Origin of the sequence: Bacillus sp. L_1B0_5 (genome assembly GCF_000836715.1) — a bacterium.
Taxonomy (GTDB): Bacteria; Bacillota; Bacilli; order Bacillales; family Bacillaceae_G; genus Bacillus_A; species Bacillus_A thuringiensis_S.
Genome location: NZ_JXIS01000005.1, coordinates 1 through 20,291, shown reverse-complemented (window position 1 = coordinate 20,291; position 20,291 = coordinate 1). Strand labels below are relative to the sequence as shown.

Genomic DNA, 20,291 nt, shown 5'->3' with positions numbered 1-20,291 from the left:
GAGGTGTTTTTTTCATGTACCACTATTTGGGTTCACTTCAAATCCTCGGTGTTTTTTTACTTAAACCATCCTTTTTTATAAAACCAGGCCATCATTCCGCCGCCAATTAATGCCATTAGAAGAAGACAAATAAAATAACTATATTGTCCACCAAGCTCTGGCATATGCGTAAAGTTCATTCCATATACTCCCGCAATAAATGTTAATGGCATGAAAATAGTCGAGAATACAGTTAATGTTTTCATAATGTTATTCATATGATGTGAGTTTAATGAAAAATAACTATCCCGAATATCCGTCGTTAACTCTCGACTTGCCTCAATCATTTCCGTAAGTTTAAGTAGATGATCATGTATATCTTTAAAATAAATCTCATGATCACTTATACCGTAAAAACGAGTGGAATTCAAAATACGATACAATAAATCACGCATTGGAATAATTGTACGTCTTAACTTAGATAAATCTGCCCTAATATCAAATACTTCTTCTAGCACGGCTCCTGCTGTCTCACCTGTTAAATTATCATCGATCGCATTTAAATGATCTTCAATGTAATATACAGGTGCGAAATAATCATCTACAATTTGATCAGTGATCGTATGTGCTACATGTAAAGGCCCTTTCTTAATCCGCCTCTTCTCACCAAGTGTTTTCCATACTCTTTCAATTGCATTATTATGAGAAAAATGGAAAGAAACAATATAGCGATCACTAACAAATAAATCAATTTCATGTGGCTCTAGCCCATCTTCTCCAAACGCGTGAAGAACTAAAAAGTTATATCCATCATAAAAATCAACTTTTGGCCTCTGTACATATTCTAGACAGTCTTCAATTGCAAGGGGATGGAACTTAAAATGGTCTTGCAGAATATATGTATACTCTTCTTTCGTTGGCTTATATAAATCTAGCCAATACCATACAATATGGTCTTTCTTTGTTTCTTCTAGAGAAACATCATATAATACTTCATCTGTTTTTGTTACTGCACAAATTCTAATCATAATTTCACCCATTATTATTATAAACAAAAAATAGTAAAAAAAGCCAAGGAGAAATCTCCTCAGCTTTTTTTTATTACTTCGTTACGATACCGTGTACTAAAGTTGGTGCATCTACGTGTTCTTTAGAGATCTTCATGTTCTCATAAATTTTCGCTTTTACATCTTCAACATTTTCGCGATTTGCGTAAATTGTAACAAGGGATTCACCTTGCTTCACGCTATCGCCTACTTTTTTGCGCAGCATTAGACCAACTGCTAAATCAATTTCAGATTCTTTCGTTGCACGTCCTGCTCCTAAAAGCATTGCTGCTGTTCCGATTTCGTCTGCAACGATTTCTGATACATATCCGTCTTCTTTCGCATCCACTTCAATTTTAAATTGTGCTTGTGGCAATTTAGAAGGGTCATCAACAACAGATGCGTCGCCGCCTTGCGCTGATAAGAACGTTTTAAATGATTCTAGCGCTTTTCCGTTGTTCATTACTTCAATTAGCTTTTCACGTGCATCTTCTAAAGATGAAGCTTGTCCAGCAAGGTACACCATTTGACTTCCAAGTGTTAAACATAGCTCTTCTAAATCTTTCGGCCCTTTACCTTGTAATGTATCAATTGCTTCTTGTACTTCTAATGCGTTACCGATAGCTTCACCGAGTGGTTGACTCATATCAGAAATAACTGCCATCGTATTACGACCAACGTTATTACCGATACGTACCATTGCTTCTGCTAAACGTTTTGCATCTTCATCCGTTTTCATAAATGCACCTGCTCCAGTTTTTACATCAAGAACAATTGCATCTGCACCAGCAGCAATTTTTTTACTCATAATCGAACTTGCAATAAGCGGAATTGAGTTTACTGTTGCTGTTACATCACGAAGTGCATATAGCTTTTTATCAGCAGGTGTTAAGTTACCACTTTGGCCGATAACAGCAATTTTGTTTTCATTTACAAGACGCATGAATTCATCGTTTTCAATTTCCACATGGAATCCTGGAACTGCTTCTAATTTATCAATTGTACCACCAGTATGTCCTAAACCGCGTCCAGACATTTTCGCTACTGGTACACCTAAAGCAGCTACTAATGGACCTAATACAAGTGTCGTTGTATCACCAACACCACCTGTCGAATGCTTATCTACTTTTACACCTTCAATAGCTGATAAGTCGATTGTATCACCGCTATTTACCATTGCCATCGTTAAATCAGCACGCTCTTGATCGTTCATATCTTGGAAGAAAATTGCCATTGCAAGTGAACTTACTTGATAATCAGGAATATCACCATTTGTATATCCTTCAACAATAAAGTTAATTTCTTCTGTCGTTAATGCATGTCCGTCACGTTTTTTTGCAATTAGGTCCACCATTCTCATTGTGAAGTCACCCCTTCATTTGTTTTACGATTGCTTTTACTAATGCTAAGAAGTTAGCTTTAACACGTTCTGTCGTTTCAATTACTTCATCGTGGTGAAGTGGCTGATCTAAAATACCAGCTGCCATATTTGAAATACAAGAAATACCTAATACTTTCATACCAGCGTGACGCGCTACAATTACTTCAGGTACTGTTGACATACCAACTGCATCTCCGCCAAGTGTACGAAGCATACGAATTTCAGCAGGTGTTTCATATACAGGACCTGTCATTCCTACGTATACACCTTCTTGTACTTTAATATTTAAGTCTGCTGCAACTTGTTTCGCCATTTCGCGAAGTTCTACTGTATATGATGTAGACATATCAGGGAAACGTACACCCATTTCAGAATCATTCGGTCCGATTAATGGATTCGTACCCATGAAGTTAATGTGGTCTGAAATTAACATAAGATCGCCTGGCTCAAATGATGTATTTACACCACCAGCTGCGTTTGTTACAACTACTGTTTCTACACCTAGTTCTTTCATAACACGAACTGGGAATGTTACTTTTTGCATGTCGTATCCTTCATAGAAGTGGAAACGTCCTTGCATTGCTACTACTGTTACACCTTGAAGTGTACCAAATACTAGTTGACCTGCATGGCCTTCTACAGTTGATACTGGGAATTCAGGGATTTCACTGTAAGGTACTGTTACTGCGTTCTCAATTTCATCTGCTAATACACCTAGTCCTGATCCAAGGATTAGTCCTACTTGTGGTGTCTCTTGAAATTTCTCTTTTAAGTATGAAGCTGATTTTGTAATAAGTTCACGATTCATTTGTTTATCCCCCTATTTCTTTAGCTCGTTTAAGAAGCTTGTTCCGTATTCTGGCATTTTCACACCGAAGTTTTCTGCTACTGTTGCACCAATATCAGCAAATGTTTGACGAAGTGGTAACTCTTGTCCGCCTTCTTTCATGCTTGGGCTATATGCTAATAATGGTACATATTCACGTGTATGGTCAGTACCAGGGTGAATTGGATCATTACCGTGGTCTGCTGTAATTAATAATAGATCATCTTCTTTTAGTTTTGCGAATACTTCTGGAAGACGTGCATCATATTCTTGCAGAGCTTCTCCGTATCCTTGTGGATCACGGCGGTGGCCGAATAATGCATCAAAGTCAACTAAGTTTAAGAAGCTAAGACCTGTAAAGTCCATATTTAATGTATCTACAAGCTTATCCATTCCATCCATGTTAGACTTCGTACGAAGTGATTCAGTTACCCCTTCACCATCATAAATATCAGAGATTTTACCGATAGCAATTACATCGTAGTCACTATCTTTTAATTCATTCATTACTGTACGACCGAATGGTTTTAATGCATAGTCATGACGGTTTGGTGTACGTGTAAAGTTTCCAGGTTTACCAACGAATGGACGAGCAATAACACGCCCTACCATGTACTTCTCATCTAATGTTAATTCACGTGCAATTTTACAGATTTTATATAACTCATCAAGTGGCACTACTTCTTCGTGTGCTGCAATTTGCAATACGCTATCAGCAGAAGTATAAACGATTAAAGAGCCTGTTTCCATTTGCTCTTGACCAAGTTCATCAAGAATCTCAGTTCCAGAAGCTGGCTTATTACCGATAATTTTACGGCCTGTTTTTTCTTCTAATTCATCAAGTAATTCTTTCGGGAAGCCTTCCGGGAACACTTGGAATGGTGTATCAATGTAAAGGCCCATGATTTCCCAGTGACCTGTCATTGTATCTTTACCAGTAGATTTCTCTTGCATTTTTGTGTAATATCCAAGTGGTTTCTCTACTTTAGAGATACCTTTCATTTCTCGAATGTTACCAAGACCTAATTTCACCATGTTAGGCATTTGTAACCCATTCATATGTTCAGCAATGTGACCAATTGTGTCAGATCCTAAATCACCAAATTGCTCAGCATCTGGTGCTTCACCGATTCCCACAGAGTCCATTACGACTAGGAATATACGTTTATATTTATTCATAACTGCGACCTCCTATAAGTTCAGTTCTACTTCTTGTAGTATGTTCAAAACGCTATAAAGTGAAACTGTTATCCAAAAGAATTCTCATTGTCAAACAGTACTTCTTTAAATCATTTTCTAACCTATTTCGTTTACTTGAAACGATTCAAAAACATTTCTAGTTTTTTCTAAGTCAGATGTCAGACATCTGATACTGATATCATAACATGTTTACGCTTTCTTTTTAATACATTTTCGTAGAATTTCTCATTTTCTTCACACTTCTATTGTAATCCATTCTGCAACGAAGTGCTAATTATTTTATGATTTATTTCTTCATAACAAAAATAAAAAGTAGCTCTAAAGAGCTACTTTTTATTTTACTTCTATCGTTTCTTCTTTATGTTCATGCAATTCGCCTTTTCTTACATGCACTTTCACTTTGTAAGAGCCGTTCTCTTTGAAAGTATGTTTCGTTTCATACTCTCCTTTATTTCCTTCTTTCGCTGGAATAAATTCGTGTTTTTCAACACCATCTTTCCAAATCTCTAGTTGTACTTCAGCACCAGTTAATGCTTCTTCTTTTTGCTTTAAATGAACTTTCATTGTAGATTCAGCATTTGCCTTTATGTCTCCAGCCATAAGATGGATCATTGTGTCACTTTTATGATCTCCATGTCCTGCACTGTGGTCACTATTTTCTTTTTTCGCATCTTCTACTTTCGCATTTCCTACAGCAACTTTATGTTCTGGCATAACGTGCATATCACGTGCATTTGTATGAGGAATAATATGATATACTCCGTCAGTTTCAAATGTTTTCTCTACTGCATAAACACCTTTTCCTTTATGCTTACCATCTAACATCTCGTGCTTCTCGTCGCCATCTTTCCAAATTTCAAACTTTACATCATCGGCATCGGTTACTCTTTCTTTTCCTTGTGTAACAAGTGCTTGTACTTCTGTTTTTTCACCAGGTTTAATTTCTTTCGGATTCGTTTGAATTGCTACGTTTACACTTTCAAGTTTCTTTTCTTTTTTCGGTTCTTCTTTGTTTGTATTACAGCCAGCCAACGCTAGCATCGCGATAAATAAAGTTATAATCAGTTTTTTCATCATCATTTCCTCCTTTATACTTTATTTAGTATAGAGGAAATACATTGTAATATTCCAGTCTTCTGCTGAAAACAATATACGAAATGTTTGTGAAGTTTCTGTGAAACGGTCTTCCTCTCTTAATCTATGAAAAAAAGAGCATAGTAACTATGCTCTTGGATGAAACTGTTTATATACATCTTTTAATCTAGTTTTTGAAACGTGCGTATAGATTTGCGTCGTTGAAATATCTGCATGTCCAAGCATTTCTTGTACAGCACGTAAATCTGCTCCATTTTCTAATAAGTGCGTAGCAAACGAATGACGCAACGTATGAGGTGTAAGCTCTTTTTCAATATTTGCTTCTTTCGCTAATCGTTTTAATATTTTCCAAAATCCTTGTCTTGATAATCGATTACCATGATGGTTTAAAAAGAGTGCATCTACTACTTTTTTCCCCATTAATTCTCTTCTTCCTTTTTCAATATACTTTTGAATCGCTTCCGTTGCTAAACTTCCTAGTGGAATAATTCTTTCTTTATTCCCTTTCCCTATGCAACGAACAAATCCCATCGTTAAGTGTACATCTTCTAAATTGAGTGCAATCAATTCTGAAACACGAAGTCCTGTTGCATAAAGTAACTCTAGCATCGCCTTGTCACGAATCCCAAAAGCACTTGTCATTTTTGGTGTTTGAAGTAACGCCTCTACTTCATCAACTGATAATACTTTTGGCAATTTCCGTTCCCCTTGCGGCGTTTCAATATGTACGGATGGGTCGTGTTCTACCGCTCGTTCACGAAGTAAAAATTGGTGGAACGAACGAATTGATGCAATATGACGCGCCAATGTTTTCGAAGATTTTCCGTTTTCTTTTAAATACTGCAAAAAGTTAACAATGTGTAAACGGGTCACTTCATGAAAAGTTTTCGTCTGTTCCACATTTTGCAAATACTTTACGTAGCTTTTTAAATCCCGTTCATAAGATACTACTGTATTCTTTGCTAATCCTTTTTCGACAACCATATAATGAATAAAATCTTTTAATTGATCTTCCACTCTACACTACTCCCCATTTTCATAGAAAAACATCATTCTATTTACGAAAGCATCCTTTGCCGGTTCTTCATTCCCTGATACTTTTTCTACAGTCTCTTCTTTAGGTTTTTCATAACGATGATAGCTTTCATATTCTTCATTTATCCATAGTATAGCGAAATAAAACAAAATCGTACAACTTGTAAATAATAAAAATACTTTTATTCCATCAAAAGTTAATTTTAAAGCTCGGCGCATTGTAAATTCCTCCAAAATATAAGTTATTACAACATATGCCAAGCTTTCATCAATTTATACCTTATTCAAATAAAAAACCTCTTCCTAGATAAATAGGAAAAGGTTATTTTTCATCCGTTTCATTTTCTTGACAGTTTTTACAAATCCCATGGAATGTTAAACGATGATCTTTCACCTTAAAGCTCCAGTCTCGCTCTACTTTCCTTTCCACTTCACCAAGTAAATCTTCTTGTATTTCTTGTACAGCACCACATTGTGTACAAATCAAATGATGGTGGAAACGCTGCGCACCTTCTTGGCGTAAGTCATAGCGTGAAACACCGTCTCCGAAGTTAATCTTATCGACAACTTTTAACTCAGATAATAGTTCTAAAGTTCGATAGACGGTTGCTAATCCGATCTCTGGCGACTTTTCTTTTACAAGGAGGTAAACATCTTCTGCGCTTAAATGATCTTCTTCATTTTCTAGCAGCACACGAACTGTTGCTTCACGTTGCGGTGTTAATTTGTAGCTCGCTGCATGTAATTGCTTCTTAATTCGTTCAATTCTTTCTTCCATTCGGTACTACTCCCTCCTCGCCACTCTTACACCATTATATCAGAAGAAGGGCTTCTGTCAAAAGAAAAAACAATAAAAACAAATTGATAATTATTCTCAAAAAGTATTTATTTTTTATTAATAGCCTCAACGACTTCTTTCATTAAAACTGGTGATGCGTAAGCCTCCACACTAGAAGCAAGTGCTAACACCACTCCAATTACGAGAAAGAAGCATGTATAACGGATTAATAATGGTAATAGTGGCTCGGTTATTTTTCTAATAAATTGATGCCTAATCATCCGTAAAGAAAAACTTGCAGCAATAGTTGTCATAACGAGAAAGACTGGAATGATAATTAAATTTTGTGGCAAAACAGATACAAATGCTAATAATAGTCCATTCCATCCATGCTGACTTACTAAAAAACCAACTGTAAATCCAACGACAACTCCTTTTACAAATAATAAAATAAAAATAAGTGGTAATCCAACAATTGAAATCCCTAAAATCCAAATAAATCCGATGTATTTTAATTGCGAAAAGTAACTTTCTCGAAACATTTCGCCCGCAATGGCAAATTCTCCTTTAGAGACTTGTCCAAAAAAACGTTGTAAATAAAATGATAAATCTTGTTTTTGATTGATTTGTAAACTATTCACAAGAATGGCTCCGAATATTACTCCCATCAATAATAAAACGGCGTTAAATATATATAATGAAGAGTTTTCCTGTATGTGAGACATTACACGGTCTTGCCAATTTTTCCGCCACATTTTTCTTCCCTCCGTTCACACTCTTATTAAAAATGTATGAAAGAAAGAAAAAAGTATGACGAATTAACATTGAAATTCCGCTCTACTTTGCTAAACTAAAAAGTAGAGAATAGGAGGGATTTCTCTTGAAACCATTATTATTAGATTTTCCAACATTATTTCAAACTGAACGCTTGCAAGTTCGTAAACCATTTCCAGGTGATGGTGCAGAAGTATATGAAGCAATCCAAGCTTCTCTAGAAGACTTAGTACCGTGGATACCAATTAACGCTGAAACAGAAGAGAGTGCTGAAGAAATTGTTCGCGAAGCTCACGGACAGTTTTTACTTCGTGAAACACTTGATTTTCACTTATACGATAAAGTATCTGGTACATTCATCGGAGCAATTACACTAAAGCCTGAAAACTGGGATATTCCAAAGTTTTCACTTCACTTCTGGCTACATAGTGCCTATACAAAACAAGGCTATATGACCGAAGCTGTTAAAGGTGCAATTCAGTTCGCCTTTGATAAACTAGGCGCTAGAAGGATTGAAATTCGTACTGATGCAACAAATATAAATGCATGTAGCTTAGCAGAACGTCTAGAATTCATTCTAGAAGGTACAATGGAAAATGATTTCCTAGCACCAGATGGTAGCTTACGTGATGCACGTGTATATGCAAAAATCAATTAAAAAACACTCGCCTTTGGCGAGTGTTTATTTTTGTAATTGTAAATATTGTACTGCAAACATCGTCTTCGCATCATGAATACGAAGATCTTTCATAAGAGTAATCGCTTCTTCTAATGATACTTCCATCAATTCCACAAACTCATCTTCATCTAACTCAGCTTTATTTTCTTTTTTTGTCAAACCTGTCGCTTTATATACATATAAAATTTCATCTGCGAATCCTGGAGATGTATAGAAAGAAGTAATGAGCTCCATATTTTCACATACATATCCTGTTTCCTCTTCTAATTCACGAACTGCTGTCACCTCTGGTTTTTCACCAGGTTCTAACTTGCCGGCTGGAATTTCTATAATTGCCTTTTCAAGCGCTTTACGATACTGCTCAACAAGCACAATTTTCCCCTCATCCGTAATAGCAATAATCGCAACTGCACCAGGGTGATTTACAATTTCACGTTTACTCATTTCTCCATTTGGTAATACTACATCATCAACACGAACTTTTATAACTCTACCATCAAAAATCGGCTCAGTTTTTACTGTTCTCTCTGTAAGATTACTCATACTACTTCATCTCCCTGTTCTATTTCCTATTCTTTCTTCATACATTTTACCACATTGAAAGGAGCGTGATAGAAATGAAAGTTTATATTTTACCAAATCGCATCACGTTAGTCGGAAAAGCATGGCAAATTCGCCATAAGCTAAAGCAATATAGCAAAGAGTATACAACTGTACAAGAGTGGATTACAGCAAATAAAGTGAAACATTAATCATGCTTTTACGGGCAGTTAATGCGAAGCGAAAAGGAAACGTTTGTCAACCTCTTTTCCCTCTCGTACAATAAAGGTAAGGAGGTTGACCTATGAAAAAACGTCAATTAGGAAACTCAGATTTGTTTGTTACAGAAATGGGCCTTGGCTGTATGTCTCTCGGTACATCTGAAACAGAAGCTATGCGTATTATCGATGAAGCGATCGATTTAGGAATTAATTTTTTTGATACAGCAGATTTATATGATTACGGATTAAATGAAGAATTTGTTGGAAAAGCCTTGAAGGGGAAAAGAGACCAAATTGTTCTTTCAACGAAGGTTGGAAATCGTTGGACAGAAGAAAAAAATGGCTGGTCTTGGGATCCTTCTAAAGCTTACATAAAAACTGAAGTAAAGGAAAGTTTACGTAGACTTCAAACTGATTATATCGATCTTTACCAACTTCATGGCGGAACGATTGAAGACCCAATCGATGAAACAATTGAAGCTTTTGAAGAATTGAAAAAAGAAGGTATTATTCGCCATTACGGTATTTCTTCTATACGCCCAAATGTCGTTCGTGAATATGCAAAACGCTCAAACATCGTTAGTGTACTAATGGAATATAGCCTTTTAAATCGGCGTCCAGAAGAATGGTTCCCCCTTCTAAATGAACACCAAATTAGCGTCATTGCCCGCGGGCCACTTGCAAAAGGAATTTTAACTGACAACAATGCAAGAAAAATAGAAAGAGTAAAGGAAAAGGATTATCTCTCTTATTCTTACGATGAATTACATACAACTCTAGCGAGTGTAAAAGAAACGATTGGAGAAAGCTCTTTAACAGGAACAGCTATTCAATATTGCTTACATAATAAGACTGTTGCAGCTGTTATACCTGGTGCAAGCTCGCTTCAACAATTACAGGAAAATATACGAGCTAGCCAACAGTTACCTTTAACGAAAGAAGAATATGTACAACTTCAAAAAATTGTTAAATATGACACATATGCTTTGCATCGTTAAAAATATCGAATTACCGATAAACAGAAGACTGCCTCCTTTATTAGGAGACAGTCTTTTTTATAACGTATCATATTTATCAGGATTCGTTCCTACATGTAAATCACGATTCAACGTGTTAATTTGACGTATTTCTTCTTCAGTTAGTGCAAAATCAAAAATAGTAAAGTTTTCTTTAATACGAGATGGTGTAACAGATTTAGGAATTGTAACAATCCCGATTTGAATATCCCACCTTAATATAACTTGTGCAGGTGTTTTTTCATATTTGTTAGCAATAGCCTGAATGATTGGATGCTGGAATACTTCTCCGCCCCTCATTAACGGACTCCATGCTTCCATTTGAATTTGCTCATCTTGACAATAATTGCACAACTCAAATTGCGTCAACATCGGATGAAGTTCCACTTGGTTTACCATCGGCTTCACTTTGCAATTTGGTAATAATAGTTCTAAATGATGTTTATGAAAATTAGAAACACCAATCGCACGCACTTTACCTTCTTCATACAATTTCTCTAAAGCTCGGTACGTATCAACATACTTCCCTCTTACCGGCCAATGTATTAAATATAAATCTACATAGTCCATTTGTAATTTTTTTAAACTCTTTTCAAACGCCTCGAGTGTCTCCTCATATCCTTGATCGTCGTTCCATACTTTTGTTGTAATAAATATATCTTCTCTTGGAATTCCTGATTCAAGTATCGCCTCTCCGACACCGCTTTCATTTTCATACACAGTTGCTGTATCAATTGAACGGTATCCAACTTCTAACGCTGTTTTTACTGCTTGTTTTACTTCGTCGCCTTCTTTCGCTTTATATACGCCTAGACCAATCATCGGCATTTTCACGCCATTATGAAGTGTAGTTGTTGGAATATGCACAGTCGTCTCCCTTTCATTGTTACATTTTTTATAAGCCATAACTTTATTTCAACAAGATTCATCCAAAAAGTCAAAACATACGTACAGTTTACATAACACTTTTATATAGCTAAAAAATAACGTGAACTCATTCATTCACGTTATTTTCTCTCCATTCTTTCGCTTTTTCATCCACATTGCGCACAAACTCATTTTTCCCTTCCGTATATAACGTGCCATCATATGTATACTTTTCGGCTAATTCTTTCTTTAAGGTTGCATATGCCTCTGCTTCTTCACAATGAGCCATCATATAATCACGAAACGCTAAATGCCTTACTATCTCTGGATTTCCTTTTTCAAACACGTGTAAATGATACGAACGTTTTTCCTCAGTTCCATGAATAAAATATCGGCGTCTTGAAATACCATTTTCCCCTTTTACGATGTAACCAAGCTCTATAAATCGTTCATTCCACCCATCTACTCTTTCGATATTTTCTACTTCCATGATCATATCAATAATAGGTTTAGCTGCCAGTCCGGGCACTGACGTACTTCCAATATGATGCATTTTCACCGTTTCTGGCATCGCTGATTTTAATCTTTCAGCCTCCATTTGAAATTTTTCAATCCAATGGTTTTCATGCGGAACAACGACAATTTTTCTCATTCTAACTCCCCTTTTCTTACAAGCTCGTCAAAAAATGATCAGTGGTATTTCACTGATCATTTTTTTATTATTTAAAGTCTTTCCAAGTAAGGTTACTTTCACTTAGCAGTTCTTCAAATGATTTATTCTTTTCACGTTCTTTTTGTTCTTGGCGCTTTCTTTCCAGTTCAGCTGCCTCTTTTTCCTCTTCTCTCACTTGCAACTCTTTCTTCTTACTCTTTAATTGTTGCATGAGTGAATCATTTAATTGATCGCCTAATGTAAGTGTTTCTTTCTTTGGTTGATTCACTTGCGATTGTCTTTGCATTTGTCTTTGTTTCTTTTTCTTCATGCTACTCACCTTTTACTTTTTTCTCCATTATAGTAGATACACGATGAAATCGACAATAAAAAAGGGTCTTTACTCTATTATTCACTTTTTGTAAATATGTTAATTTTTCGAAAAGACTAAATTTTTATGTAGCTATAATCATATGAATCTATTAAAATTATGTCGTATGATGTCAGATTATAAAAAAAAGGAGAATTATATTATGTGGAAAAAAATTATTCCTGCCGTTGCTGTTTTAAGCACTATTACTTTTTCAAGCGTATTTGCCGCTCCCCCATCTCAGAATCCAGCTGAACAAAACCGCTACATAGACGTACAAATGCTTGGTATTAATGATCTCCATGGACAACTAGATACTGTTAAAAAAATCAATAATAAAGAAGCTGGTGGCGCTGATTACTTAGCTACTTATTTAAAAGAACGTAAAAAACAAAACCCTAATACCCTTCTCGTACATGCTGGTGATATCGTCGGAGCTAGTCCACCAGTTTCAGCATTATTACAAGATGAACCGACGATTGAATTTTTAAATGACTTAAAATTTGATGTTGGTACAATCGGGAACCATGAATTTGATGAAGGCATTGATGAAATGAAACGCCTCATTTACGGTGGATATCATGAAAAAACAGGGAATTTCAAAGGGGCTAACTTCCCCTATGTAGCTGCTAACTTCTATAACAAATCAACTGGCCGCTTATTTTTACCACCATTTACTGTAAAAATGGTAGATGGTGTTCCTGTCGGATTCATTGGTGTTGTTACAACTGATACACCAAATGTTGTTATGCCTACGATGCTTAAAAATGTACAAATTACTGATGAAGTAGAAGCAATTAATAAATCAACACAACAATTAAAACGCCTCGGCGTTAAATCAATCGTCGTTCTTGCTCATGTCGGTGGAACAACCGATGAATCTGGGGTAACAAATGGCGACCTTACTCGAATTGCAAATGAAACAGACCCAGAAGTTGATGTTATTTTCGGTGGACATAGTCATACGTATGTAAATGGTACAGTAAATAATAAACTAATTGTCCAAGCAAATTCATACGGAACGGCTTTCTCAGACGTGGATGTAACAATTGATCGTAAAACAAAGGATATTGTAAAGAAAAAAGCTGAAGTTGTTACAACGTATCATGAAGGTGTAGAACCTGATAAACAAGTAAAGAAAAAACTAGATCAATATAAAGAAAAAATCGCACCACTTGTAAATGAAGTGGTCGGAAAATCTACAGCACCTATCGACCGTAAACAAAATGATGCTGGTGAGTCCACTCTTGGAAATTTAGTTGCCGATGCTCAGCGTCAAACGATGCAAACTCAAATCGCCCTCATGAATCCTGGTGGCATTCGTAATGACTTAGATGCTGGTGATATTACGTGGGGTGAGTTATACGGCATTCAACCTTTTGGAAATCAATTGATTAAAGTAGATTTAACAGGTCAAGACATTCGCGATATTTTAAATCAGCAATGGCAAAAAGGAACAACAAGAATGCTTCAAATTTCAGGTATTCAATATACGTGGGATGTAAATAAACCAAACGGTGAAAAAGTTACAAATATACGTTTAACAAACGGAGAAGAATTATCTCCATCTACAACGTATAGCGTAGTTGCAAATGCCTTCTTAGCTTCTGGCGGTGACGGATTCGTATCATTTAAAAATGGTAAAAATGCAGAAACTGGTCCAAACGACTTTGAAGCGTTAGTCGATTACGTAAAACAATTAAAAGAACCAATTCAGCCAGTTATTGATGGAAGAATTCAAAAAGTAAATTAAGTGTTTCTCTAATAATAAATTTCATTTTTCACGCCATAAAGGATTTGTACTGATCCTCTATTTTATACGTAATATACATCATAAAAAGGATACTCGTTCTTCCAATGAACATAGTATCCTTTTCTTTAGTTATCAAAATGTGATGTTTTGTCAACTTCATATTGCTGTAAAAATTGTTGCAACGCCTCTTCTACAAGTTTAGACTTTTGAATTCCTTTCGATTCTGATATAAGGTCCAATCTTGCTAATATTTCTGTATTAATAGAAAAGGTTCGTCTCTTTTTCTCTGTACTCTTACTCATAATTGGTGCAATTACTTCGTCTCTTTTTCTTAGTAACTCATAAATGCTTTGTAATTGCTCGTAAATTAATAATTGATAATCTGTTTTCTCATATTGAAGGGCGGTCGCTTCTTGGAGTTGTAAGTGACGTGGTTCTTCTCCATCTCCTACAAAAATACGTTTCTTCTGCTCTCCATCATATTCATATCCAATCAATCTTAATTTCTTCGATAATGTATACGGGCTTATTTCAAGACGTTTTGCTATAATAGCGATGGATTCACGTCTATTTAAACCATCTATAATTTCTCCAATCGTCACAATTTCCCTCCTCCCGTGTTGAAATGACACTAGTATGGTATGTTACAATGATTTTCTAACAGTATATGCAAAATGAATAGCCTGTGCGATTCATACGATTTCACAAAAGGAGGTTTTCAATATGCTTTTTCGTAGCTACACCCCTCAGTTCTATAACGAAAACAAACAACTCATTCCTAATAGTATCGCTACGATAGAAAGCGTTATGATAAATAATCGAAAACAAACTCTCCTTATGCGTGGACAAAACGTAGAGCAACCTATTTTATTATGCTGTCACGGCGGACCTGGGATGGCACAAATCGGATTTATTCGCCATTTTCAAAAAGAATTAGAGAAGCAATTTATTGTTATTAATTGGGATCAGCGCGGGGCTGGTAAATCCTTTTCAATGAAAGATTTCGGAGCAAATTTCACAATCGAACAATTCGTTTCCGATGCAAAAGAAGTGATTCAATATGTACTTAAAAGGTTCAACAAACAAAAACTATTTCTCGCTGGTCATTCTTGGGGAAGTATTATTGGGCTTAACATAGCACATCAATATCCAAAGTATATCGAGGCTTACATCGGTATTGGGCAAATTGTACATATGAAACAAAATGAAGAATTGCTATATCAACATTTAATTCATTCTGCAAAAAAACATAATCATAAAAAAGCATTAGCTTCCCTTTTAAAATTAGGCAAACCACCATTTTTAGATACGAGACGTCTCATTATTCAAAGAAAGTGGCTTGGCACATTTGGAGGCGCAATCCAAAACGGATCTTCCTTTTCTTTCATACGAAAAGGTTTCTTTTCTCCTGAGTATACGCTATTAGATTGGTTCAAGTTTCTCGCAGGAAATTTAAAATCTGGCGTTTTATGGGAAGAAATGCTGACAATCGATTTCTTTTCTTCTATCTCAAGTTTATCTATTCCAGTTTATTTTTGTTCTGGTCGCTATGATTATCAAACTCCTTATGCACTCGTTCAGGAATATTGCGATATTATTGAAGCGCCTATAAAAAAGATGATTTGGTTCCCAAATTCAGCACATTCTCCTGATTTAGAAGAACCAGAATTATTCGCCAATTCTTTGCGATCAATTAAACAAGAGCTAGCTTTTCAGCATTAGTAACAAAAGGCTCTTTTACATTTCATAGAAAACATTTTATAATAATATGTCGCAAGTATGTATAAACATAGCAAAATGTTTCATATTTACTTGTCTTAACAGAATAAAAATTTAGGGAGATTACATTTATTATGAACGCTGTACTCGTCGCAGTAGCAATTATGCTATTGCTTAGTTTGTTACGTGTCCAGGTCATTGTCGCCATCATTGTTGGAGCTTTAACAGGCGGAATTATCGGCGGACTCGGTATTTCAGAAACGATTAACACTTTTACAACTGGTCTTGGAAACAGTGCTCCAATCGCTTTAAGTTATGCAATGCTTGGTGGTTTCGCTATTTCCCTTTCCAAAACAGGACTTCCAGATGCTATGATTCAAACTGCATTAAAATGGATTGGCAATGAACAAGACACGAAAAAACAAGTTTATTCTAAAATACTTATTTTATTCATTATTTTAACGATGGCTTGTTTCTCACAAAATGTGATTCCTGTTCACATTGCTTTCATCCCCATCTTAATTCCAGCACTTTTAAAAGTATTAAATGAGCTGAAAGTGGATCGCAGACTTGTCACATGTATTATTACATTTGGATTGATTACTCCTTATATGTGGATCCCTGCAGGATTCGGAAAAATTTATCATGACGTATTACAAACCAACGCTGCGCAAAGCGGCCTTACATTTGATGTCACACTTATTCCAAAAGCAATGACTATTCCAGCAATTGGTATGATTATTGGATTATGTGTAGCGGTATTCATTACGTACCGAAAACCTCGTACGTATGAAACAGAACAAATTCATACTACCGAAAATGAAATCGTTCCCTATACAAAACGTAGCATTACTTTCGGGTTATTATCTATCATTGCTACATTAACTGTTCAATTAACAACAGAATCAATGATTTTCGGTGCTTTAGCAGGTATTATCGTCTTATCAGTTAGTGGCAGTCTACCACTTAAAGAAGCAGATGCGATATTAACAAGCGGAATGCGTATGATGTCCTTTATTGGCTTTGTTATGATTGCTGCCGCTGGATTCGGCGCTGTCCTTCGAAAAACAGGACATGTTGAATCACTGGTGCAAACGAGTGCACATATAATTGGAAATAACAAACCACTCGCTGCATTTCTTATGCTCGTTATTGGACTTCTCGTTACGATGGGAATTGGTTCATCCTTTTCAACCATCCCTATCTTAACAACCATTTTTGTACCTCTTTGCATTCAGCTTGGATTTAGTCCAATGGCCACAATTGCAATTATCGGTACAGCCGGAGCACTAGGTGACGCAGGATCTCCAGCATCAGATAGTACCCTTGGACCAACATCCGGTTTAAATGCTGATGGTCAGCACCATCATATATGGGATACATGTGTACCCACTTTTCTACATTACAATATACCGTTACTTATATTTGGCTTTATTGCCGCAATTACATTATAAAAAGGTGCGTATAAAACGCACCTTTTACTTTTTTATTTTTCCTTTTAATTGTTGAAAAGCTACTTTTCCATTATCTTTGACATAGCTTTCAATTGCCGGTAGTGATGAGCCTATCCATTCACACTCTATGCTCCCATTCGGTCCAACAATTTTTAATTTATCTGGTATATGTATATTTAGAAATCTCGCTGACCGAATTAACTCAATAGCAATCTGATCACTTGAGGTTACAATTCCATCTATATACGGATTATTTTGCAATAATGTAATAAATTGTTTATTTGTATACCCTTGTACACATTCTTCTCGATAAGAGATTCCTTCATCCCAAACAGCGTCTAAAAACCCTGCTATATGATCTTCCATTTCTTCACTTTCTTCTCCCTCACCGAAATATGCAAGAAAGTGACACCCTTTCTCTTTTAATAAAGAAACAGCTCTCTGCCCACTTTCATAATAATTTGCATGTGATTGTTGCTCATCAATCACAACAAACGGAAATGGAATTTCTCCTATACTTTTAAAAACTGCCCTTGTCAAAATAACACCTGCAATGTTATTTTGCTTCAGCATATGTATGTATCTATCTTTATTCTCTATATTACAAATAATGATTTGATAGCCTTCTTTATATGCTATTTCCTCAATACAATGTAGCAAAGTGATGTTTGATGGGTTACATAAATTATCTACAAGTAATGCAATTATCGTTGAATTCTCTTTAAATAGTGGCTTCGCTGCACTGTTTGGCCTATAACGTAATTCTTCAATTGCTTCCTTTACTTGTTTTACTGTGTCCTCATGAACGTATCCTTTTTCATTAATAACTCGTGAAACGGTTGCGACTGAAACACCTGCCAATTTTGCAACATCACGTATAGTTGCCACATCGTCACCCCTTAATATGGTAATAGATTACAATTTTACGGTAACCTAAATTACACTATCCGTCAAGATTAATAACTCATATTTCTGAAAATTGTTACATCATTTGACTAAATGATACTCCAACTGAATTTCATGTAAAATTGGGATATTATCATATCCAATACGTGGAATTTCTTTCTTTATTTTTCGTGCCTCCTCTACCGCATTCACATATAAATTAGTCATTACAAAATTACGTTTTTGGTAAAATCGTAACGCATTCATATTATCATTTGTTGTAATAAGCCAAACCTGTCTGCACCGCTCTTCTTCTGCAACTTGTAATACACAATCTACAAGTTTCGTCCCTATTCCTTTTCTTTCTTCAAAGCTATCTAGCGATACAATTTCACACATATTTCCGGTCACTTCATACGTTATAATTCCGATTATTCTGTCATCTGAGAGCGCAACAAATCCTGGCAACTCTTCTAACTGATGTCCCTTACCACGTGAAACCATCAATGAACTTCCCCAGTTCTTACACATGAACATTCGGATTGTTTCTTTCATCGCTGGCGTAATTTTTTGTATATGCAGCATTTCCTATTTCTCCCCTTTTATATCATTGTGATACAATATAAGTGTATCACATGTAACGGTATTTGGAGGATGAGGTAAAGTATGAAACGTTTTTTTGCAGCATTGTTTACTATACTAGGTGCAATAACTGCCCTTGGGATTTTCTTTACAAATAAAGTGATGTACTTAAAGAAAAAAACAGAGGAAGAAGTACTCGAAAGAGAAACGAAAAAACATTTTCGTATAGAGGATTTTGATGCTCTTCATAAAGAAGAAATTCATATCCCTTCACAATTCGGATACGACCTTCACGGATATTACATTCCTGCTGGTCATTCCAATAAGTTTATGGTTTTTTGCCACGGTGTAACTGTAAATAAAATAAACTCTGTAAAATATGCAAACTTATTCTTAAAAAGGGGATATAATGTCCTCATTTACGATCATCGTCGTCATGGTAAAACTGGCGGAAAAACAACAAGCTATGGATACTATGAAAAGCATGATTTGAAATCCGTAGTTGACTGGCTAAAAAGCCGTTTTGGAACCAATATTACACTTGGTATTCATGGTGAATCTATGGGAGCTGCAACAATTCTTCAATACGCAGGACTTGTAGAAGATGGTGCTGATTTCTATATTGCAGATTGTCCTTTCTCTGATTTTCACGGACAATTACAGCACCGTTTAAAGGTTGAATTCCATTTACCAAAATGGCCTTTATTACCTTTAGCAAACGCATTTTTAAAAGTTCGTGACGGTTATACAATTCGTGAAGTTTCACCAATCGACTGTATAAAAAACATTAACAATCCCGTTCTCTTTATTCATAGTAAAGATGACGACTATATTTTAGCTGATATGACAAAAGCGTTATATGAAGCGAAAGAAAATAATAAGCAACTTTATATTGCAGAACACGGTGCACACGCTTGCTCTTATAACGAAAATAAAGAAGAGTACGAAGCAGCCATCGATCAATTTTTAAACACATATGTGAAAGAAACAAAAAACAGGCTTGCATAAGCCTGTTTTTTTATTGCGCTAAAACGTCTGTAACTTGTTCCATATTTTCAGAAATCCATTGCATTGCATCATCTAACGTTGGAAATTCTGTCGTTTGAAATGTTACTTCATCTTGAAGTAACCAAACATCCTTTGCCTCTTGCCCTACACCTGCAATGGACCAATGTAACAAACTATATGGATGATTATCATTCAAAAATGATGCCCACGTGCGCTCATTTGCAATGTTTCGTAATGTATGTAATTGTTTATCCATCTCTCGTCACCTTACTCTAGTCAGTTATGAAAACTATTATAACACTCTCTTCTTTCTCAAACAAAGTGCTCTTTTTTCCCCGCTATTTGCGGGCAGTAAAACTCCCACCTCAAAATTCGGCTGAAACAAAGAAGTTAGGTGGGAGATTAACTGCCCCTAAAAGCCCGATTGGTTC

General features: G+C 35.7%; 24 protein-coding genes. 7 read left to right on the top strand and 17 right to left on the bottom strand.

Annotated features, from left to right (window positions below):
* Window positions 1–56: 56 nt before the first annotated feature.
* The 9 genes from corA to spoIIM all read right to left on the bottom strand — a co-directional run bounded on the left by corA (window position 57) and on the right by spoIIM (window position 8,065).
* Entirely contained in the window at window positions 57–1,019 is a 963-nt protein-coding gene (gene corA / locus RT27_RS01915) for a magnesium/cobalt transporter CorA (protein WP_043935153.1), read from the bottom strand.
* A 61-nt stretch (window positions 1,020–1,080) separates the two neighbouring features.
* Window positions 1,081–2,385 carry a pyrimidine-nucleoside phosphorylase gene (locus RT27_RS01910; protein ID WP_016080382.1) on the bottom strand — a complete coding sequence of 435 codons (1,305 nt, stop codon included), beginning with the start codon at window positions 2,383–2,385 and terminating at the stop codon, window positions 1,081–1,083.
* Between the two features lie 7 nt (window positions 2,386–2,392).
* The gene (locus RT27_RS01905) at window positions 2,393–3,214 is read right to left on the bottom strand and encodes a purine-nucleoside phosphorylase (RefSeq protein WP_001078446.1); all 822 of its coding nucleotides are present in this window, start codon (window positions 3,212–3,214) and stop codon (window positions 2,393–2,395) included.
* A 12-nt stretch (window positions 3,215–3,226) separates the two neighbouring features.
* Window positions 3,227–4,411 carry a phosphopentomutase gene (gene deoB / locus RT27_RS01900; protein WP_016080381.1) on the bottom strand — a complete coding sequence of 395 codons (1,185 nt, stop codon included), beginning with the start codon at window positions 4,409–4,411 and terminating at the stop codon, window positions 3,227–3,229.
* A gap of 354 nt (window positions 4,412–4,765) precedes the next feature.
* Window positions 4,766–5,509: a FixH family protein gene (locus RT27_RS01895; protein ID WP_029443251.1), complete on the bottom strand. Its 744-nt coding sequence runs from the start codon at window positions 5,507–5,509 to the stop codon at window positions 4,766–4,768.
* 144 nt (window positions 5,510–5,653) lie between these two features.
* Window positions 5,654–6,544, bottom strand: a complete 891-nt coding sequence (xerD, locus tag RT27_RS01890; RefSeq protein WP_000390088.1) for a site-specific tyrosine recombinase XerD — start codon at window positions 6,542–6,544, stop codon at window positions 5,654–5,656.
* A 6-nt stretch (window positions 6,545–6,550) separates the two neighbouring features.
* On the bottom strand, window positions 6,551–6,781 hold the full coding sequence (locus RT27_RS01885) for a YqzK family protein (RefSeq protein WP_001250432.1): 231 nt from the start codon (window positions 6,779–6,781) through the stop codon (window positions 6,551–6,553).
* Window positions 6,782–6,884: 103 nt separating this feature from the next.
* Window positions 6,885–7,340 (bottom strand): Fur family transcriptional regulator, encoded by a 456-nt coding sequence (locus RT27_RS01880; protein WP_000392657.1) that lies wholly within the window; start codon window positions 7,338–7,340, stop codon window positions 6,885–6,887.
* A gap of 107 nt (window positions 7,341–7,447) precedes the next feature.
* On the bottom strand, window positions 7,448–8,065 hold the full coding sequence (gene spoIIM, locus RT27_RS01875) for a stage II sporulation protein M (protein WP_224413400.1): 618 nt from the start codon (window positions 8,063–8,065) through the stop codon (window positions 7,448–7,450).
* A gap of 155 nt (window positions 8,066–8,220) precedes the next feature.
* Between spoIIM and RT27_RS01870 the strand changes: the two genes are divergently transcribed.
* Entirely contained in the window at window positions 8,221–8,772 is a 552-nt protein-coding gene (locus RT27_RS01870) for a GNAT family N-acetyltransferase (RefSeq protein WP_000803479.1), read from the top strand.
* 24 nt (window positions 8,773–8,796) lie between these two features.
* On the opposite strand, the gene RT27_RS01865 is transcribed toward RT27_RS01870, so the two are convergent.
* Window positions 8,797–9,336: an NUDIX hydrolase gene (locus RT27_RS01865; RefSeq protein ID WP_016080378.1), complete on the bottom strand. Its 540-nt coding sequence runs from the start codon at window positions 9,334–9,336 to the stop codon at window positions 8,797–8,799.
* A 74-nt stretch (window positions 9,337–9,410) separates the two neighbouring features.
* On the opposite strand from RT27_RS01865, the gene mciZ reads away from it, so the two are divergent.
* A complete protein-coding gene (gene mciZ / locus RT27_RS01860) occupies window positions 9,411–9,545 on the top strand; it encodes a Z-ring formation inhibitor MciZ (protein ID WP_000870292.1) in 135 nt (44 codons plus the stop codon).
* Between the two features lie 92 nt (window positions 9,546–9,637).
* Complete coding sequence (locus tag RT27_RS01855; RefSeq protein WP_000747218.1) at window positions 9,638–10,552, top strand: aldo/keto reductase; 915 nt, start codon at window positions 9,638–9,640, stop codon at window positions 10,550–10,552.
* Between the two features lie 57 nt (window positions 10,553–10,609).
* Here the strand turns inward: RT27_RS01855 and RT27_RS01850 are convergent, their stop codons facing one another.
* The 3 genes from RT27_RS01850 to RT27_RS01840 form a co-directional block, all read right to left on the bottom strand.
* Window positions 10,610–11,437 (bottom strand): aldo/keto reductase, encoded by an 828-nt coding sequence (locus RT27_RS01850; protein WP_029443253.1) that lies wholly within the window; start codon window positions 11,435–11,437, stop codon window positions 10,610–10,612.
* A gap of 127 nt (window positions 11,438–11,564) precedes the next feature.
* A complete protein-coding gene (locus RT27_RS01845; RefSeq protein WP_016080375.1) occupies window positions 11,565–12,089 on the bottom strand; it encodes a GrpB family protein in 525 nt (174 codons plus the stop codon).
* Between the two features lie 67 nt (window positions 12,090–12,156).
* A complete protein-coding gene (locus tag RT27_RS01840; protein ID WP_000727561.1) occupies window positions 12,157–12,420 on the bottom strand; it encodes a YqkE family protein in 264 nt (87 codons plus the stop codon).
* Window positions 12,421–12,622: 202 nt separating this feature from the next.
* Here RT27_RS01840 and RT27_RS01835 point away from each other — a divergent pair, with 202 nt between their 5' ends.
* A complete protein-coding gene (locus tag RT27_RS01835; protein ID WP_029443254.1) occupies window positions 12,623–14,212 on the top strand; it encodes a 5'-nucleotidase C-terminal domain-containing protein in 1,590 nt (529 codons plus the stop codon).
* Between the two features lie 125 nt (window positions 14,213–14,337).
* Here the strand turns inward: RT27_RS01835 and RT27_RS01830 are convergent, their stop codons facing one another.
* Window positions 14,338–14,814: a ribbon-helix-helix domain-containing protein gene (locus tag RT27_RS01830; protein ID WP_029443255.1), complete on the bottom strand. Its 477-nt coding sequence runs from the start codon at window positions 14,812–14,814 to the stop codon at window positions 14,338–14,340.
* 121 nt (window positions 14,815–14,935) lie between these two features.
* Between RT27_RS01830 and RT27_RS01825 the strand changes: the two genes are divergently transcribed.
* Both RT27_RS01825 and RT27_RS01820 read left to right on the top strand, forming a co-directional pair.
* Window positions 14,936–15,934 carry an alpha/beta hydrolase gene (locus RT27_RS01825; protein ID WP_029443256.1) on the top strand — a complete coding sequence of 333 codons (999 nt, stop codon included), beginning with the start codon at window positions 14,936–14,938 and terminating at the stop codon, window positions 15,932–15,934.
* 131 nt (window positions 15,935–16,065) lie between these two features.
* Window positions 16,066–17,385 (top strand): Na+/H+ antiporter family protein, encoded by a 1,320-nt coding sequence (locus tag RT27_RS01820; protein ID WP_000994810.1) that lies wholly within the window; start codon window positions 16,066–16,068, stop codon window positions 17,383–17,385.
* Between the two features lie 24 nt (window positions 17,386–17,409).
* On the opposite strand, the gene RT27_RS01815 is transcribed toward RT27_RS01820, so the two are convergent.
* Both RT27_RS01815 and RT27_RS01810 read right to left on the bottom strand, forming a co-directional pair.
* Entirely contained in the window at window positions 17,410–18,273 is an 864-nt protein-coding gene (locus RT27_RS01815) for a LacI family DNA-binding transcriptional regulator (RefSeq protein WP_016080371.1), read from the bottom strand.
* 99 nt (window positions 18,274–18,372) lie between these two features.
* The gene (locus RT27_RS01810) at window positions 18,373–18,855 is read right to left on the bottom strand and encodes a GNAT family N-acetyltransferase (protein ID WP_000902440.1); all 483 of its coding nucleotides are present in this window, start codon (window positions 18,853–18,855) and stop codon (window positions 18,373–18,375) included.
* Window positions 18,856–18,936: 81 nt separating this feature from the next.
* Here RT27_RS01810 and RT27_RS01805 point away from each other — a divergent pair, with 81 nt between their 5' ends.
* Window positions 18,937–19,860, top strand: a complete 924-nt coding sequence (locus tag RT27_RS01805; protein WP_029443257.1) for an alpha/beta hydrolase — start codon at window positions 18,937–18,939, stop codon at window positions 19,858–19,860.
* 10 nt (window positions 19,861–19,870) lie between these two features.
* Here the strand turns inward: RT27_RS01805 and RT27_RS01800 are convergent, their stop codons facing one another.
* Window positions 19,871–20,116 carry a DUF2552 family protein gene (locus RT27_RS01800; protein WP_000360793.1) on the bottom strand — a complete coding sequence of 82 codons (246 nt, stop codon included), beginning with the start codon at window positions 20,114–20,116 and terminating at the stop codon, window positions 19,871–19,873.
* Window positions 20,117–20,291 lie beyond the last annotated feature (175 nt).

What these genes read in the sequence shown, in the direction of transcription:
- corA (WP_043935153.1), bottom strand. Translation starts at nt 1,019, where the DNA reads ATGGGTGAAATTATGATTAGAATTTGTGCAGTAACAAAAACAGATGAA.
- RT27_RS01910 (WP_016080382.1), bottom strand. Translation starts at nt 2,385, where the DNA reads ATGAGAATGGTGGACCTAATTGCAAAAAAACGTGACGGACATGCATTA.
- RT27_RS01905 (WP_001078446.1), bottom strand. Translation starts at nt 3,214, where the DNA reads ATGAATCGTGAACTTATTACAAAATCAGCTTCATACTTAAAAGAGAAA.
- deoB (WP_016080381.1), bottom strand. Translation starts at nt 4,411, where the DNA reads ATGAATAAATATAAACGTATATTCCTAGTCGTAATGGACTCTGTGGGA.
- RT27_RS01895 (WP_029443251.1), bottom strand. Translation starts at nt 5,509, where the DNA reads ATGATGAAAAAACTGATTATAACTTTATTTATCGCGATGCTAGCGTTG.
- RT27_RS01885 (WP_001250432.1), bottom strand. Translation starts at nt 6,781, where the DNA reads ATGCGCCGAGCTTTAAAATTAACTTTTGATGGAATAAAAGTATTTTTA.
- RT27_RS01880 (WP_000392657.1), bottom strand. Translation starts at nt 7,340, where the DNA reads ATGGAAGAAAGAATTGAACGAATTAAGAAGCAATTACATGCAGCGAGC.
- spoIIM (WP_224413400.1), bottom strand. Translation starts at nt 8,065, where the DNA reads ATGTCTCACATACAGGAAAACTCTTCATTATATATATTTAACGCCGTT.
- RT27_RS01865 (WP_016080378.1), bottom strand. Translation starts at nt 9,336, where the DNA reads ATGAGTAATCTTACAGAGAGAACAGTAAAAACTGAGCCGATTTTTGAT.
- mciZ (WP_000870292.1), top strand. Translation starts at nt 9,411, where the DNA reads ATGAAAGTTTATATTTTACCAAATCGCATCACGTTAGTCGGAAAAGCA.
- RT27_RS01855 (WP_000747218.1), top strand. Translation starts at nt 9,638, where the DNA reads ATGAAAAAACGTCAATTAGGAAACTCAGATTTGTTTGTTACAGAAATG.
- RT27_RS01845 (WP_016080375.1), bottom strand. Translation starts at nt 12,089, where the DNA reads ATGAGAAAAATTGTCGTTGTTCCGCATGAAAACCATTGGATTGAAAAA.
- RT27_RS01840 (WP_000727561.1), bottom strand. Translation starts at nt 12,420, where the DNA reads ATGAAGAAAAAGAAACAAAGACAAATGCAAAGACAATCGCAAGTGAAT.
- RT27_RS01835 (WP_029443254.1), top strand. Translation starts at nt 12,623, where the DNA reads ATGTGGAAAAAAATTATTCCTGCCGTTGCTGTTTTAAGCACTATTACT.
- RT27_RS01825 (WP_029443256.1), top strand. Translation starts at nt 14,936, where the DNA reads ATGCTTTTTCGTAGCTACACCCCTCAGTTCTATAACGAAAACAAACAA.
- RT27_RS01820 (WP_000994810.1), top strand. Translation starts at nt 16,066, where the DNA reads ATGAACGCTGTACTCGTCGCAGTAGCAATTATGCTATTGCTTAGTTTG.
- RT27_RS01810 (WP_000902440.1), bottom strand. Translation starts at nt 18,855, where the DNA reads ATGCTGCATATACAAAAAATTACGCCAGCGATGAAAGAAACAATCCGA.
- RT27_RS01805 (WP_029443257.1), top strand. Translation starts at nt 18,937, where the DNA reads ATGAAACGTTTTTTTGCAGCATTGTTTACTATACTAGGTGCAATAACT.
- RT27_RS01800 (WP_000360793.1), bottom strand. Translation starts at nt 20,116, where the DNA reads ATGGATAAACAATTACATACATTACGAAACATTGCAAATGAGCGCACG.